Source organism: Salinicola corii (assembly GCF_008298015.1).
Classification (GTDB): Bacteria; Pseudomonadota; Gammaproteobacteria; order Pseudomonadales; family Halomonadaceae; genus Salinicola; species Salinicola corii.
Window position 1 is genome coordinate 128,280 of the sequence record NZ_VTPX01000007.1, and the last position, 16,843, is coordinate 145,122.

The 16,843-nt window shown below is 65.0% G+C and carries 12 protein-coding genes; 4 read left to right on the top strand and 8 right to left on the bottom strand.

The window, feature by feature from the left end; genetic code table 11:
* Positions 1-167: 167 nt before the first annotated feature.
* From F0A16_RS13385 to F0A16_RS13405, 5 genes are all read right to left on the bottom strand, one after another.
* Positions 168-2,522, bottom strand: coding sequence for a Tex family protein (locus F0A16_RS13385; protein WP_149435900.1), 2,355 nt, complete (start codon positions 2,520-2,522; stop codon positions 168-170).
* A gap of 179 nt (positions 2,523-2,701) precedes the next feature.
* On the bottom strand, positions 2,702-4,273 hold the full coding sequence (locus F0A16_RS13390; protein WP_149435901.1) for a phosphoenolpyruvate carboxykinase: 1,572 nt from the start codon (positions 4,271-4,273) through the stop codon (positions 2,702-2,704).
* Between the two features lie 244 nt (positions 4,274-4,517).
* Positions 4,518-5,390, bottom strand: coding sequence for an Hsp33 family molecular chaperone HslO (gene hslO / locus F0A16_RS13395; protein WP_149435902.1), 873 nt, complete (start codon positions 5,388-5,390; stop codon positions 4,518-4,520).
* 83 nt (positions 5,391-5,473) lie between these two features.
* A complete protein-coding gene (gene hslR / locus F0A16_RS13400) occupies positions 5,474-5,866 on the bottom strand; it encodes a ribosome-associated heat shock protein Hsp15 (RefSeq protein WP_149435903.1) in 393 nt (130 codons plus the stop codon).
* Positions 5,867-6,074: 208 nt separating this feature from the next.
* The gene (locus F0A16_RS13405; RefSeq protein ID WP_149435904.1) at positions 6,075-6,734 is read right to left on the bottom strand and encodes an HAD-IA family hydrolase; all 660 of its coding nucleotides are present in this window, start codon (positions 6,732-6,734) and stop codon (positions 6,075-6,077) included.
* A gap of 139 nt (positions 6,735-6,873) precedes the next feature.
* Here F0A16_RS13405 and nudE point away from each other — a divergent pair, with 139 nt between their 5' ends.
* Positions 6,874-7,467 (top strand): ADP compounds hydrolase NudE, encoded by a 594-nt coding sequence (gene nudE / locus F0A16_RS13410; RefSeq protein ID WP_149435905.1) that lies wholly within the window; start codon positions 6,874-6,876, stop codon positions 7,465-7,467.
* A gap of 126 nt (positions 7,468-7,593) precedes the next feature.
* On the opposite strand, the gene F0A16_RS13415 is transcribed toward nudE, so the two are convergent.
* Positions 7,594-7,959, bottom strand: a complete 366-nt coding sequence (locus F0A16_RS13415) for a hypothetical protein (RefSeq protein WP_149435906.1) — start codon at positions 7,957-7,959, stop codon at positions 7,594-7,596.
* A 120-nt stretch (positions 7,960-8,079) separates the two neighbouring features.
* The gene (locus F0A16_RS13420; RefSeq protein ID WP_149435907.1) at positions 8,080-9,018 is read right to left on the bottom strand and encodes a LysR family transcriptional regulator; all 939 of its coding nucleotides are present in this window, start codon (positions 9,016-9,018) and stop codon (positions 8,080-8,082) included.
* A gap of 263 nt (positions 9,019-9,281) precedes the next feature.
* Between F0A16_RS13420 and F0A16_RS13425 the strand changes: the two genes are divergently transcribed.
* Both F0A16_RS13425 and F0A16_RS13430 read left to right on the top strand, forming a co-directional pair.
* Entirely contained in the window at positions 9,282-10,871 is a 1,590-nt protein-coding gene (locus F0A16_RS13425; RefSeq protein WP_149435908.1) for a UxaA family hydrolase, read from the top strand.
* A gap of 103 nt (positions 10,872-10,974) precedes the next feature.
* A complete protein-coding gene (locus tag F0A16_RS13430; RefSeq protein WP_149435909.1) occupies positions 10,975-12,018 on the top strand; it encodes a 2-keto-3-deoxygluconate permease in 1,044 nt (347 codons plus the stop codon).
* 62 nt (positions 12,019-12,080) lie between these two features.
* On the opposite strand, the gene F0A16_RS13435 is transcribed toward F0A16_RS13430, so the two are convergent.
* A complete protein-coding gene (locus F0A16_RS13435) occupies positions 12,081-13,130 on the bottom strand; it encodes an oxidoreductase (protein WP_149435910.1) in 1,050 nt (349 codons plus the stop codon).
* A 324-nt stretch (positions 13,131-13,454) separates the two neighbouring features.
* Between F0A16_RS13435 and F0A16_RS13440 the strand changes: the two genes are divergently transcribed.
* A complete protein-coding gene (locus tag F0A16_RS13440) occupies positions 13,455-16,832 on the top strand; it encodes a molybdopterin-dependent oxidoreductase (protein WP_149435911.1) in 3,378 nt (1,125 codons plus the stop codon).
* The last annotated feature ends 11 nt before the right edge of the window (positions 16,833-16,843 follow it).

The window sequence follows — 16,843 nt, forward strand, 5'->3', positions numbered from 1 at the left end:
TTTGTCCGTGCGCCGACGGCTCCGGACGCCATTGCTGTCGCCGGAGCCACCGCGAGCCAAACCTCATTATGGAGCCGACGATAGCGCTTTCAAGGCTAACGACTTCGCGGCCCGGTACCAGGAGTGTTGACGTTCCGACGCGAGCGTGCGTGAAACGCCAACACTCCCTAGCGTCGTCGCTGCGCCTTGAGCAGCGCCTCGGCCATCGCGCCACCCGGCTGCGCGGGCTGGCGATCATTGCCGCCCTGTCGCGGCTGACGGCCCCGCGCCCCGCCATGAGACTTGCCGCTGCCCGAGCGGCGCTCGCCGGGGGCCGCTTTCTCGCCGGGTGCGTCGCCCAGTCGCATCGTCAATCCGATCCGCTGTCGCGCCACGTCGACCTCGAGTACCTTGACCTTGACGATATCGCCGGCCTTGACCACCTGCCGCGGATCCTCGACGAACTTGTCGGCCAGCGCGGAGATATGCACCAGCCCGTCCTGGTGCACGCCGATATCGATGAAGGCGCCGAAGTGGGTCACGTTGGTGACGACGCCCTCCAGCAGCATGCCCGGCTCGAGGTCACCGATCTTCTCCACGCCCTCGCGAAAGGTCGCTGCCTTGAATTCCGGGCGAGGATCGCGGCCGGGCTTGTCGAGTTCAGCCAGGATATCGATGACCGTCGGCACCCCGAACGCCTCGTCGACGTAGTCCGAGGGCTTGAGCGTCTTGAGATAGCGGCTGTCTCCAATCAGCCCGCCCAGTTCGCGCCCGTTGCGCTCGGCAATGCGCGCCACCAGTGGATAGGCCTCCGGATGCACCGCGCTGGCATCGAGCGGATTGGTGCCGCCCATGATGCGCAGGAAGCCCGCGCACTGCTCGAAAGTCTTGGGGCCCAACCTGTCGACGCCGAGGAGCTCCTGGCGGGTGCGAAACGGCCCCTCGCGGTCGCGCCGCGCAACGATATTGTCGGCGAGCATCGCGCTCAGGCCGGAAACCCGGGAGAGCAGCGCGCTGGAGGCGGTATTGAGATCCACGCCCACCGCGTTGACGCAGTCCTCGATCACCGTCTCGAGGCTCCGGGACAGATTCACCTGGGAGACATCGTGCTGATACTGGCCGACACCGATCGACTTGGGATCGATCTTGACCAGCTCGGCCTGCGGGTCCTGCAGTCGCCGGGCGATCGACACCGCCCCGCGAATCGATACATCGAGATCGGGAAACTCCCTGGCCGCCAGCTCCGATGCCGAATAGACCGATGCGCCGGCTTCACTCACCATCACCTTGGTGAGCTGGCGTGGCGCCACGCGCTTGACCAGTTCGGCGGCCAGCTTGTCGGTTTCACGGCTGGCGGTACCGTTACCGATCGCCACCAGCGACACGTCATGGCGCTCCACCAGCGCGGCCAGGGTCGCCAGCGCCTCGTCCCAGCGCTTCTGCGGCGCGTGCGGATAGATGACGGCCTGCTCCAGGAAACGCCCGGTGGCATCGACGACGGCGACCTTGCAGCCCGTGCGCTGGCCGGGATCGAGCCCCAGCGTGGTGCGCGGTCCAGCGGGTGCCGCCAGCAACAGATCCTTGAGGTTGGCGGCAAAGACGTCAATCGCCTCCTGCTCGGCCCGCTCCCGCAGACGGCCCATCAGTTCGGTTTCCAGATGGGTGTAGAGCTTCACCCGCCAGGTCCAGCGAACCACCTCCTTCAGCCATCGAGAGGCGGCCTGCTCGGCACCCAGGTCGATACCGACATGGCGGGCGATCGCCACCTCGGCCGGATGGATGGGCGCGTCGTCCTCGCCGGCCATGACCAGCGAGAGAGCCAGCACCCCCTCCTTGCGCCCCCGGAACATCGCCAGCGCGCGGTGCGATGGCGTCTTGGCCAGCGCCTCGTCGTGCTCGAAATAATCCGAGAACTTGCTGCCTTCCGCCTCCTTGCCCTTGACCAGTCGGGCACGCAGCTGGCCATCCTCCCACAGCCGCTCGCGTAGCCGCCCGACCAGCTCGGCCTCTTCACTGAAGCGCTCCATCAGGATCTGCTTGGCGCCGTCCAGCGCGGCCTTGGCGTCCTCGACACCATGGCTGGCGCCGGTGGCGCTGTCGACGAACGCTGCCGCCTCGCGCTCCGGGTCCAGACCGGGCCCGGCCAGCAGGCGATCGGCCAGGGGTTCCAGCCCGGCTTCGCGGGCGATCTGAGCCTTGGTCCGGCGTTTCTTCCGATAAGGCAGATAGAGGTCTTCCAGCCGCTGCTTGGTGGTCGCCGCCAGCAGATCGGCACGGAGTGCCTCGGTCATCTGCCCCTGTTCGTCGATCGCCTGCAGAATCGCATCGCGCCGCTCTTCCATCTCACGCAGGTAGCGCAGACGCTCTTCCAGCGTTCGGAGTTGGCCGTCGTCGAGTCCGCCGGTGACTTCCTTGCGGTAGCGGGCAATGAACGGGACGGTGGCGCCGCCATCCAGCAGTTCGACGGCGGCATGAACCTGAGGGGGGCGAACGCCGAGTTCGTCGGCGATCAGCGCGGTGATTGCGGATTGGGTGTTGGACATGAAAATCATCACGATGGACAAGATCGCGCCACGTTAGCACAGCGACGCACGGGGCTCACTCTCCGGCGCATCGCAACGCCGGAATCGAATGGGGATGACCGATTGGCCATCCCCTTGATGCAGTGCCGAACGGATCGGCAGCGCGCTTGCGGCGAAATGTCGTCTGTCGACGGGGCCGGTCAGAGCCGCTGCGGGCCGGCGGCCAGAATCGCCGAATCGACATCGTCGAACTTGGCGAAGTTGTCCGTGAACTTGGCGATCAGCGCATTCATCTGCTCTCGATAGGCCTCCCGGTCCTCCCAGGCATCGCGCGGGTCGAGCAGTTTGGCATCGACGCCCTCCACCGCCACCGGCACATCCAGGTTCAGCCCGTCGATATGACGCGTCTCGACGTCCTTCAGGTCACCCTCCTGAATGGCGCGGATGATCGCCCGGGTGGTCGGAATGCTGAAGCGGCTGCCGCCCTGACCGTAAGCGCCGCCACTCCACCCCGTGTTGACCAGATAGACCCGGGATTCGAACGCTTCGATACGCTTGATCAGCAGCTCGGCGTATTCGTGGGCCGGGCGCGGGAAGAACGGCGCCCCGAAGCAGGTCGAGAAAGTCGCCTCCAGGCCGCTGGTGGACCCCATCTCGGTCGACCCGACCTTCGCCGTGTAACCGGAAAGGAAGTGATAGGCAGCCGCTTCCTTGGAGAGCAGCGAAACCGGCGGCAACACCCCGCTCATGTCGCAGGTCAGGAAGATGATCGCGCTGGGTTCGCCAGCGCGATTCTCCTCCACCCGCTTGGCGACGAACTCGAGCGGATACCCCGCCCGGCCGTTCTGGGTCAGACTGTCATCGGCGTAGTCGGGGACGCGGTCCTCGGTGAGAACCACGTTTTCCAGCACGGTGCCGAACCGGATGGCATCCCAGATGATCGGCTCGTTCTTGCGCGACAGGTCGATGGTCTTGGCGTAGCACCCCCCTTCGAAGTTGAAGACGGTGCCCTCCCCCCAGCCATGCTCGTCGTCGCCGATGAGATAGCGCTCGGGGTCCGCCGACAGCGTGGTCTTGCCGGTACCGGAGAGGCCGAAGAACAGCGTGGTCTCGCCATCCTCGCCAACGTTGGCACTGCAGTGCATCGGCAATACGTCCTTCTCCGGCAGCAGAAAGTTCTGAACCGAGAACATCGCCTTCTTCATTTCACCCGCATAGCGCATGCCAGCCAGCAGTACCCGGCGGCGGGCGAAATTGATCATCACCGTGCTTTCGGAGCGAGTGCCATCGCGCTGTGGCTCGCAGACGAAGTCAGGTGCGCTCAGCACCGTCCACTCGCTCTTGTCCTTGGGGTTCCAGTTTTCGGGACGCACGAACAGATTGCGTGCGTAAAGGTTGTGCCACGCCTTCTGCGTGACGACGCGAATCGGCAGGTAGTATTCGGGATCGGCACCGACGTGGAGTTCCGAAACGAAGGTCTCTCCCCCCGCCAGATAGTCCTCGACCCGCTCCCACAGCGCATCGAACACGTCCGGCCCGATCGGACGGTTGACCTGGCCCCAGTCGATCAGATCCGAGGTCGAGGGCTCTTCGACGATGAAACGGTCCAGCGTGGACCGGCCGGTGCGCTCGCCCGTTTCCACCACCAGTGCGCCATTGTCGGCCAGCACGCCTTCGCCCCTCGCCAAGGCATATTCGACCAGCTCGGCCGCGGTCAAATGGGTATGCGCTTTCGCGCCGGCAGCCTGGGAGATGGCTTGAGAGGTGGTCATTATCCAATCCTGGGCTCGAAGGCCTCTGCTTTCGTATCGTTTCACAGCGTCGAAAACCCGCCATCCCGACGACACCGCTCTCGATGGGACCGGCGACCTCGACACCATGGCAGGCGAAAAAGGATCGCCATTATGGCAAAAAGCGCCCAGCGCGCAAACGCTGGACGTCCGATGTCAATTCGGATTTGATCAAAGCCCTGCGCATGCCCCGGCGAGCCGCTCCGCTCGGCGAGTGACGGCCTCTCTAGTGAAGCGTCGGCGAGGGTGCCTCGGGAGAGTCGATGATTGCCTCGATGTCGGCCGCACTAAAATGGTACTGCGTATGACAAAAATGGCACTGTGTATCGACCGCTTTCTGCTCGTTCAGAATGCTTCGCAACTCGTCGGCGCCGAAGGTGTGCAGCGCGTTGGCAATGCGCTCCCGCGAGCAAGTGCAGCCGAACGCCAGCGCCTTGGGGTCGAAGACGCGCGTGGTCTCTTCGTGGAAGAGGCGATACAGCACGTCCTGCGCCGGTAGCGTCAGCATCTCGTCGGCGGTGATCGTCGCCGCCAGATGCACCACCCGGTCCCAGGCATCGGGGTCCTTGCTGGACGCATCGTCCGGCAGTTGCTGGAGCAGCAGCCCGGCACTGCGTTGGCCGTCGGCGCTCAGCCACAGCCGTGTCGCCAGCTGTTCCGACTGGGCGAAATAGGCTTCCAGGCAGCCGGCGAGCTGATCGTGCTCCAGCGCCACGATCCCCTGATAGCGGTTGCCTTCGGCGGGATCCAGGGTGATCACGATCTGCCCGTCGCCCACCAGCTGCCGCAGCGTGGCATCGTCGGCGAAGATCTGATTTTCGTCGTACCGCGCGATGGCTCGCAGCTGACCGCCGGGGTTGGATTCGGCCATCAGCACGTCGACCCCCTGCTTGCCGCGCACCTCGAGACTGACGGTGCCATCGAGCTTGACGGTCTCGGTCAGCAGGGCGACAGCGCTCAACAGCTCGCCCAGTTGATGGCGAATCGGCGCGGGATAGTCCTGGCGCGCGAGCACCTCGCCGTAGGCGGCCTCCAGTTGCACGATCTCGCCGCGCACGTTGGTGTCGTCGAACAGGAAGCGTTGGATTTCATCGTTCATGGATCGGATCTCGTCGGGCACCGGGAGGATCGCAGGATCGCCCGGTGGGGGCAGGTAGTGGGCAACGTCACGAGCGTGGGGCATCAGTCATCGGTGTGCTGGCGCTGGAACCGATGGATATCGCGACGCTGGCGCTTGTCGGGTCGTTTGATCGGCGGTTGCATCACCTGGTTGGCCAGCTTGCGCTGATGCGCTTCCCGCTCCCGTCGGTCGAGGCTCTCGGGCGTCTCGGCGTAGAGTGCCCGGGCCTCCGAGGCGCCGCGGCGTTGATCCGAGAGCGCCAGGACCTCGACGGTCACGTTGTCCCAGCCTTGCGGCAGCTCGATCAGCGCGCCGACCTCGACGTTGCGGCTGGTCTTGACGCGGCTGCCGTTGTAGCGGACCTTGCCGCCCTCGATCGCTTTCTTGGCCAGTTGACGCGTCTTGAAGAACCGCGCCGCCCACAGCCACTTGTCGATACGTACGGTTTCACTCATGGGTCAATTACCTCGACCGACCTAGATAGCTCTGTCTGAAAAATCGGCGAGCGATGGCCAGACAAGGCAAAAATTGACGAAAAAAGGACCGGGCTGGCGCTCCAGTTTACGAGGTGTAAATGAGCATTTTGAGTCGATTTTTAACGCCGTATGGGCGAGCGCAGGCATTTTTCAGACAGAGCGTAGATGGGGGTGGGCAGTGCCCGCTTCAACCCGGCCGCACGGGCAAAAGCGATGCAAACTGCTCGACGACGGTGAACGACGGATGGGCGCTCCCCACCTTGCGGCTATCCGGTTGATGGATGCCCAGCAGGTGGCGAATGCCGTATCGCCGGGCACTTTCGAGCACGTCGGCGTTGTCGTCGATGAACAGGCTGCGTGCCGGGTCGAAGGGGTGCAGCGTCTGCATGGCCGACCAGAACGCCAGCTGTTCCTTGGGAGCACCGACATCCGCCGACGACACGATGCGATCGACATAGCGATCCAGTCCGGTCAACGGCAACTTGAGACCGAGACTCTCGCGATCGGCATTGGTCGCCAGCACCACATCCACCGGCGACGCCTTCAGCCACTCCATGAAGGCCAGTGCGTCGGACCGCCATCCGATCAGGTGTGCCACCTCGCGCTTGAGCGCGACGATATCCAGCGACAGTTCGCGACTCCAGTAGGCCAGGCTGTACCAGTCCAGCGTTCCTCTGGCGTCGCGGATACGCGACTCCAGCGCCGTGCGATGAGAGTCGTCGAGCCGGTGCAGCTCGACATAGCGGCGCGGCAAGTGCTCGAGCCAGAAATGGCTGTCGAAGTGGAGATCGAGCAGCGTACCGTCCATGTCCAGAAAAACGGTATCGATAGCGGTCCAGTCGATCATCGGAAAAATCTCGCCGTCGGTGAAAGAAACCCTCTCGCGGGACGCCCCCTCCATTGGGAGGAGATATCGGAGTCATTTCCCACGGAGACAAGCGTCGATTATTGTACCCAGTGCAACCCGCCCTATGCACGGAGGCCGCATGGCGCCGACAGATTCCCCCCCGCCCGTCTTGACCCGGCCGACGCTTCTCGCGCGGCGCAACGTCGCCCAGAGCGAACTGTTTGCCATCGAATCGCTCGATCTGCGCTTCACCAACGGCGCGGAACGGACTTTCGAACGCTTGAAAGGCAAGGGCCGCGGCGCGGTGATGCTGGTGGCCATGCCCGACCCCGATCACGTGTTGCTGATCCGGGAATACGCGGCGGGCTTCGATGAATACACGCTGACCCTGCCCAAGGGGCTGGTGGACCCGGGCGAAGACATCATCACGGCGGCCAATCGAGAGCTCATGGAAGAGTGCGGCTACGGTGCCAACCGCATCGAGCCGCTGGTGGAATTGTCGCTGGCGCCCAACTACATGAATCACCGTATCCAGGTGATGCTGGCCAGCGATCTCTACGAGAGGCGCCTGGAAGGCGATGAACCCGAGCCACTGATCGTGGAAACCTATGCCATCGACGACATCGCCGGGCTACTGGCACGGGACGATTTTCATGAAGGTCGCGCCATCGCCGCCCTGTTCATCGCTCGCGAAAAACTGCGCAGCGAGCGGGAGTCCGAAAGCTGGTGGTGAGGCATGGCTGACACCAGTGGCCGCCAAAGATCAAGATGCGGCAAACCAAGATCGCCCCGCTGAGCGGGGCGATCTTCGAACGGCAAGGCCGTTGTAGGAAGCTGCTAGCGCGAAGCAAGATTTCGATCAGTCAGGATCGACGTCCTGCGCGGAATCGACACCGTGGTTGCCTTCCATGTCATCGGCCATCGCCCCCTGCGCTGCCGACGTATCCTGGGCCGTCCCGCCCTCGACTTTCATGCTGCCCGGCTGGGTGTTGGCGGAACCGGTCTGCCCATTGTCTTCATCGGGCAGATTGTTCTCGGTCGGCAATTTCCCACTTGCGCTGTCCGATGCGGTAGCGCCTTCGGCCATTGTCGGCGACGCCCCGCCGGACTGGGTATTGGCTGAGCCGGTCTCGGGGCTAACACTGGGCGCCTCATCCTGAGCGAGCGCGCTGGCGGTGGGGAGTGCGATGAGCGCGGCGAAAATGGCTGCGTTCAATTTTTTCATGTGAATCCTCCTTAATTCATCTCTACATATGACGCCGATCCAACGAAATCAACCTTCTCCGTTTGCGTCACCCAAGCTTGTCTGAACAAGCTATACAAAACCTAGACAAAAAATCGTCGACTAGCAAATACTGGCGTCGCATTCCGCGCCGTCGTCATAACACTCGATGAATCTCCTTGCGGCGGGAGACAGCTCTCTGTCCCGGCGCCAGAGCAGTTCGAAAGCGGGATTTCGCGTTCGGAAGCGGTAGCGGATCCGGGCGACATGCCCCCGCTTCACCTGCTCCCGGGCAATGCGCTCGGGCAGCAGTGCCAGCACGCCCTCGTCCCGCTCCAGCATGGCCAGGATCGCGTAGGTCGATGAAATCTCGATCGACTGCACCGGCTGCGAAAGTCCCGCGGCAACGAACTCCTGTTCCAGCATCCGCGGCATGCTGACGGGGTAGACGATCCAGGCCTGCCTGGCCAACGTGGTGAAATCAGGCTCCCCGGCCTCGACCAGCGGGTGTCCGGGATTGGCGACCACCCAGAGCGGCTCGGGGAAATGCCCGTGGCAATGGTAGTCCCCGGGACGCCGGCCGAAGTTGGAGCGGCATAGCGCGACGTCGATTCGCCCCTGATCGAGCAAGCGCAACAGCCCCTCGCTGGTGTCCTCGATCACCTGCAGCGACAGCGAGGGCTGTTCGGCACGCACCTTGACGATCGCTTCGACGATCGCGGCGATGGCGCCCATCGTGCCACCGACGGCCAGGTGCCCTCCGTAACCCTGCTGAATGCCGATCATCTCCTCGCGCAGATGCGCCACGTCGGTCTGGATCAGCCTCGCGTAGCGCACCACGCAGCGTCCCAGATCATTGGCCTCGAGCCCTCTCGCGCTACGCAAGAACAGTGGCGCCCCCAGGGTCGACTCGATCTCGTTGAGCGCCCGCGTCGCGCCAGGTTGGGAGATTGCCACCTGCTCGGCAGCCTTGTGAATCGAGCCGCACTCCTCCAGCGCCATCAACAAACGCAGCTGACGCAGGCGCAGACGCGACATCAGTGTCTCCAACGTCGGGGGCATCGACGACTCCTCTCGCTTATGACGTGACCAGAATCAGACTTTGTACGGAAACTGCCTACGCTCGCCGACTTTTCGTGCACCCCCTAAGACTTTGGACGAATGCGCGGTCGTTATCATTCGATCAGCAACTTTCAGTAGTGCGACACATGGCGACCGGATAGGGTGGAGCCAGCACGGAAATCATAATAACCGACTGATTCAAAAAGAATTAAAGATAAAGTCGCATAGACCAAAGTGGCACGACTCGCCCGAGGAGCCGATTGATGGCACTAATCGAACACACCACCGAGGCTCCCGCCTCGATCATTCGACTGCACGAACGCGATGACGTGGTCATCGCCCGCGTCCCGCTGCCGAAGGGGAGCGAGATCCTGCCGGGCATCGTTCTGACCAGCGCCGTGCCGGCCGCGCACAAGATCGCGATCCGCGCGCTCCGGCAGGGCGACATGGTTCGACGCTACGGACAGATCATCGGCCGCGCCACCCGCGCCATCGAACCCGGCGATCATGTCCACGTCCACAACCTTGGCATCGGCGATCTCGAGGGTGACGGCCACGAACAGGGCGATGCCAAGGGCTACGTCAAGGACTATGCCATCGGCAGCGAGGTCACGCCCGTCGAGCGGATTTCCCCCGCCGCCACTTTCATGGGTATCCAGCGTGCGGATGGCCGGGTCGCGACGCGCAACTACATCGGCATTCTCACCTCGGTCAACTGCTCCGCCACGGTCGCTCACGCCATCGCCGACCACTTCCGTCGGGACGTCCATCCCGAAGCGATGGCAGCCTACCCCAACGTGGATGGCGTCGTGGCACTGACCCACGGCGTGGGATGCGCGGTGGCCGCGGACGGCGAGGCCCTGGAGATGCTCCAGCGCACGCTCGCCGGCTATGCGCGACACGTCAATTTCGCCGCCGTGCTGGTCATCGGCCTGGGCTGCGAGACCAATCAGATCGACACCCTGATCGAATCCCAGGGCCTGAACCCCGGACCCAAGCTTCATCCGTTCACGATTCAGCAGATCGGCGGCACCACCAAGGCCATCGCCGAGGGGATACGCCATATCGAGCAGCTGCTGGCGGAAGCCAATCAGGTCGAAAGGACACCGTGTTCCGTCGAGCATCTTCGGGTCGCGCTGCAGTGTGGCGGCTCCGACGGCTACTCCGGGATCACCGCCAATCCGGCGCTGGGCGCCGCCGTCGACCGGCTCGTTGCCCACGGCGGCAGTGCCGTGCTCGCCGAGACCCCGGAAGTCTATGGCGCCGAGCATCTGCTGACACGCCGGGCGGTGAGCCCGGCGGTCGCCAACAAGCTGATCGAGCGCATCCACTGGTGGGAAGCGTTCTGCCGGGTTCGCGGCGCGTCCCTCGACAACAACCCCTCCGCCGGCAACAAGGCGGGCGGCCTGACCACGATCCTCGAGAAATCGCTGGGCGCGGTTGCCAAGGCCGGCACCACGCCGCTGGTCGAAGTGCTCGAGTACGCCGAACCGATGCGCGAGCGCGGTCTGGCATTCATGGACTCTCCCGGCTTCGACCCGGTCTCGGTCACCGGCCAGGTCGCCAGCGGCTGCAATCTGATCGCCTTCACCACCGGTCGCGGCAGCGCCTTCGGCTGCGCGCCGGCGCCGTCCCTGAAGCTATCCACCAACAGCGCGCTCTGGCGCCACCAGTCGGACGACATGGACATCAACTGTGGCGCACTGATCGATGGCGACATCGACATGGAGCAGCTTGGCGAGCAGATATTCCAGCGCTTGCTGGCCCTGGCCTCCGGCGAGCGCAGCCGCAGCGAGCGTCACGGCTACGGCCAGCAGGAGTTCGTGCCCTGGCAGATCGGCGTCATCACCTGAACTCGCGGGTTCTCCGAACACGCATGTCGCTTCACCCCGCAAGCCACCTTCCACGGCGCCGTCGCCGACGGCGCCCCTCCCGCTCTGGCATGGAGAAGATCACATGTCGATTCCCGTATCACGCGTCCCCATCTACGACACGCTCAACCGCATCCCCGGCGGCCTGATGATCATTCCGCTGATTCTCGGATCGATCGTCGGCACGCTCGCGCCCGCCGCGCTGGAGATCGGCAGTTTCACCACCGCGCTGTTCAAGGATGGCGCCATGGCGTTCATGGCACTGGTGATCTTCGCCACCGGCATGCAGATCACGCCGCGCAACGCCGGGCCCATCGTCGGCACCGCCAGCGTCATACTCCTGGCCAAGAGCCTGATTCCCGGTGTGCTGATCGCGATCCTGGGCCTGACCACCGGCATGCAGGGCCTGTTCGGGATCTCGATCCTGGCCATGCTGGCCGCGATGGACAACAGCAACGGCGGTATCTGGCTCGCCTTCACCGGCCGCTACGGCGACCAGCGCGACCGCGGCGCCTATATCGCCAGCGCCATCAATGACGGCCCCTTCTTCACTCTGATCCTGATCGGCGCGTCGGGCCTCGCCGACATACCACTGGAAGTGTTCATGGCGGCGATCATCCCGCTGCTGCTGGGGATTCTGGTCGGCAATCTCGACCCCAAGTGGACCGAGGTGATGCGTCCGGTGCCGGAGATGGTGATTCCCTTTTTCTCGTTCGGCCTCGGCACCGGCATCAATCTGACCGACGTGCTGCACGGCGGGCTGACCGGGCTGGCGCTGGGCCTGCTCGTCGCCCCGTTCACCGGTGGCCTGGTCTATCTCGGCTATCGATATCTGTTGAAACGCGGCAGACGCAGCGGTATCGGTTTCGCCGCCGGCACCACCGCCGGCAACTCCATCGCCACACCGGCAATCGCCGCTGCGGCCGACCCGTCGCTGCAATCCTATGTCGGTGTCGCCACGACCCAGGTCGCTGCCTGCGTACTGGTCTCGGCGCTGATGGCGCCGGCCATCGCCTCGTGGCTGCTCAAGCGCAATGGCGAACTGCGATCGCCGGAGGAGATACCCGCCGAGGCCAGCGCCCATGACAGCGCTTCTGCCCGCCAGGAGGCCGCCCCCATCCCGAAATGAGTCGTGCAGAGGGTTCGACCCTCGATATCATCGCGGGGCAGGGGTCGAGACGTCAGTAGAGGTCACGACAGCGTGACGACCTGCCCCGACTCCGCGCTTCGAATTCCCGCTTCCAGCACGCGCATGACCTCCAGCGCGGATTCGGCCGTCACCGGCAGCGGCGCGCCGCCCTGAATGGCATCGCGAACGCCCGCGTAATAGGCGAGGTAGTCGCCGGGCAAAGTCGGCACTTCGTGCAGCTCCGGCTGAATGCCTTCGCGCACCTGGCCGACCGTCAGCATGCCGTGGCGCCAATCCTCCCCCCAATGCGGCGACGGCAGCCGGTCACCGCGCTTGAGCATGTCCTCCTGCGGGTCGAGGCCGTGCTTGACATAGCTGGCTCGGGTGCCGTGAACGGTGAAACGCGCGCCGGGGGCGGAAACCAGGGTGCCGCCGTGGAGGATCACGCGGCACTCCCGATAGCGCAGCACGGCGTGGAAATAGTCGTCGACCCTGGCCCCCTCCCGTTGGCAGGCCAGATCGAGCGAGATGGCATCCGGCGTGCCGAACAGCACCAGGCTCTGGTCGAGCAGATGCGAACCGAGGTCGAACCAGGCACCGGCGCCGGGGGCGGGATCCTCACGCCAGCGCTGGGCGACCTCCGGCCGAAAGCGATCGAAATGGGATTCGAAATGGACGATCCTGCCCAGCGACTGGCTGTCGATGAGATTGCGCACCGTCAGGAAATCCGAATCCCAGCGTCGGTTGTGAAACACCGACAGCAGGCGTCCGGCCTTGCTGGCCTGATCGCACAGTTTGCGGGCTTCGTCCGCCGTCACGGTGAAGGGCTTGTCGACCACGACATGCTTGCCTGCCGCCAGCGCCTCGCTGACCAGCGAATAGTGCGTCGCGTTGGGCGTGGGGATCACGACCAGATCGATATCGTCGCGTTCGAACAGCGCCCCCGGCGTTGGCTCCACCGGCACGCTCGGCCAGTCGGCGTTCACCTTGCCGGCATCCCGGCTTGCCACGGCCACCAGAGACAGGCCCTCCTGCGCGGTGATCAGCGGCGCGTGGAACCGTTTGCTGGCCATGCCGTAGCCGACCAGCCCCACACGGATGGATCCCTTCATGCTGTTTCCCTTAGAGATGAATTCGCAATCGCTTCGCGGGGCGACCCGGCGAGGCGCACTCGCTTGCTAGGGTTTGTACGAAAAGTCGGCGAGCGAAGGCAAGACAAGGCAAAAATCGGCGAAAGCGCGGAGTTTACGGGGTGTAAATGAGCATCTTGAGCCGGTTTTTAACGCCGTATTGCCAAGTGCAGGCAGTTTTCGTACAGAGCCTAGGGTACCGCATCTCGAACGCCAAGAATCCATGGCGAGCCAGAGTCGATACCATTGGCCCTCGACGACGCTGAGCGATACGGTTAACCGTGACGCGCATTCCGGTACGGTCCCATGACAACGCTGAACAAGGTTCCCGGCTTCTGTACGCTATGCCGCTCGAGATGCGGCACGCTCAATCATCTCGATGGCGACCGGCTGATCAAGGTCGAGGCGTTGCCCAGCCACCCGACCGGACGCGCCACTTGCGCCAAGGGGCGAGCGGCGCCGGAGCTCATCGACGATCCGGAGCGGATTCTCTATCCGCTGCGGCGAACTCACCCCAAGGGCTCGGAAGACCCGGGTTGGGAACGCATCGGCTGGGAAGACGCGCTGGCACTCGTGGCCGAAAGACTGGCGTACTACCGGGACACGCACGGGCAGGAAAGCGTCGTCTTCAGCGTCACGACGCCCAGCGGCACGCCGATGAGCGACAGCATCGACTGGATCGAGCGCTTCATTCGCCTCTACGGCAGCCCCAACACCCTCTATGGCACCGAGATCTGCAATTGGCACAAGGATGTCGCCCACCGTTTCACCTTCGGTTGCGGCATGCCGACCGCCGACTACGCCAACTCGAAACTCAACGTGCTGTGGGGGCATAACCCTTCGCACGTCTGGCTCGCCCAGGCCGGGGAGATCGCCGCAGGCGGCACTAATGGCGCCAGGCTCCTGGTCGTCGACCCGCGTGAAACGCCGCTGGCAAAAAGAGCCGATCTGTGGCTCGCCATTCGTCCAGGTACCGATGCCGTGCTGGCGATGGCCATCGCCCGGGAACTGATTCGCCACGAGCGTTACGATCAGTCGTTCATCAGAAACTGGAGCAATGCGCCTCTGCTGGTGGACGAGGCGTCGGGAAAGTTCCTGAAAGCCTCGAACGGCAATTTTCTCGCCTGGCACCTCGAGAGCGGGCAACCCGTGGAGCTCGACACCCGGCTGCCACCGACCAACGACCAGACCCGGGCGCTGGCTCTGGAGGGTCGCTATCGCCTGGTTCGGGAAGGCACCGGGGCGTGTCATGCCCGGCCCGCTTTCGACCATTACCGCCGGGCGTGCGACGAGTGGCCACTGGAACGCGCCGCCGCCGTGACCGGGCTCTCCACCGGGACCATCGTCCGTGCCGCCGAGATGATCGCCGAGGCCGGAGCGGCCGTGAGCTATCACGCCTGGACGGGAATCGGCCAGCACGCGAACGCCACCCAGACCGAGCGCGCACTGGCAACGCTCTACGCACTGACCGGCAGTTTCGACCGGCCCGGGGGCAACCGCCAGTGGGCCCGGCCGCCGACCAACAGCGTCAATGACCTGGAGCTGCTTGCCGAGTCGCAGAGACGCAAGGCGCTGGGTCTCGACGCACGGCCGCTAGGGCCCGCGTCGAGCGGCTGGATCAGTGCCGAAGCCCTCTACGAGGCCGTCGAGACCGGCCTGCCCTACCGGCCCAGGATGCTGTTCGGTTTCGGCGGCAACTTCCTGGTCTCGCAACCCGATCCCGCCCGCGGCGAGCGCGCCCTTGCCGCGCTCGAATTCCACGTTCATTGCGATCTCTACCCCTCCCCCACCAACGCCTACGCCGACCTCCTGCTGCCGGTCGGGACGCCGTGGGAGCGCGAGGGGCTGCGGGTCGGTTTCGAGATCAATCCCGAGGCCGCCGCGCACGTTCAGTTGCGCCCGGCAATGGTATCGCCGCGCGGCGAGGCGCGCCCGGACCATGCCATCGCCATGGCGCTGGGCTGCCGGCTGGGAATGGGCGAAGCGTTCTTCGACGGCGATATCGAACGCGGCTGGAACCATATCCTGGCGCCCTCGGGCCTCGACGTCGAACACCTGCGCCAGCGACCCGAGGGCTACCGGGTGCCGCTGACCCAGACCCCATGCGGCTACGCCGTCCAGGACGCCTCCGGTCGACCCAGGGGCTTCGAGACCCCGACACGACGGGTGGAACTCTACTCGCAGACGCTGGCCGATGCCGGTTATCCCGGGGTGCCCGCCTATCGACCATCCTCACTTCCCGAGCCGCGCCTTCCGCTGACCCTGGTCAGCGTCAAGAACGGCTTCTACTGCCACAGCCAGCAGCGTCAGATTGCCTCGCTGCGGCGGCGGTCACCGGAACCGACGCTGACCATCGGTTCCGATCTGGCACGTGCCAGAGGGTTGAACGCCGGCGATCGCGCGGAGCTGCTGGGCATTCGAGGCTCGATCGTTCTCGACGTCGTCATCGACGAGACGCTCGCGCCGGACCTGGTGATCACCGATTACGGCTGGTGGCAGGCCTGCGACGATCTCGGGCGCCCCGGTTCTCCGCTTCATGGTCCCGGTTCCCGCAACGTCAACGCCATCATCGACACCCGCCGGCGCGACCCGGTCAGCGGCGCGTTGCCGTTGCGCTCGGCGCCGTGCGATATCAGGCGCTCCCAAACCGACTCCGGAAGGTGGCAGGGCTATCGCCGCATGCGGGTGAGCGAGCGAATCGTGGAGACGCCGGAGGTCACCTCGTTCTGGCTGGAGCCGGCCAACGGCCTCAGCCTGCCCGACTACCTGCCCGGGCAGCACATCGCGACGCGCCTCACCCGGGACGGACGACATCTCCAGCGCAGTTATTCACTCTCCGGCCCGGCCGACGCCTCGGGGCATCGGCGTTATCGTATCTCTATCAGGCGCGCGCCCGATGCGATGCAGTCGGTGGAGAGCGTTTCGGCCTATTGGCACGAGCGGGTGGCGGTGGGCGACGAGGTCGACATTCAGGCGCCGGCAGGACAGTTCACGCTTCCGCGCCGCCATCGTCTGCCCATCGTGCTGATGGCGGGGGGTATCGGGATCACGCCGTTCCTGTCACTGCTCGAGACGCTGTCACGCGAGGCCTCTCCGCAGATGCCGGACATCACGCTGCTCCACGCCAGTCGCAACCGCCATCTGCACGCTTTTCGGGAACGCCTGGCGGAACTCGCGATGGCGCTTCCAGGGTTGCGCATCGTCACGGCCTATAGCGCGCCAGAGGAGGGAGACCGAGGCCACTCCATGAGCGGCCGAATCGATGATGAGGCCCTGACGCGACTGCAGCTGCCACGGGACGCGCGTTACTACCTGTGCGCCAGCCCCGCGATGGTGGACGATCTCACCACGGCCTTGCGAGCGCGGGGCGTCGCCCCCCAGGCCATCTTCAGCGAGGTCTTCCTCTCCCCGCCCGCGCCAGCGACTCGGGGGCTGCAGCCGAGACGGGTCCGTCTCGCACGGACGGGATCCGAATTCGTCTGGCATCCGCAAGAGGGATCTCTGCTCGACAGCGCCGAGCGGCATGGCGTTGCCCTGCCGAGCGGCTGCCGGGTCGGTCAATGCGAAAGTTGCGCCGTCGGCGTGATCGCGGGGGAGGTGAACGAGCCGAGCAACGCCCTCGAAGCGGGCCAGTGCCTCAGCTGCCAGGCCGTCCCACTCACCGACCTGACACTGGATGCCTGACTTTCCCTTCG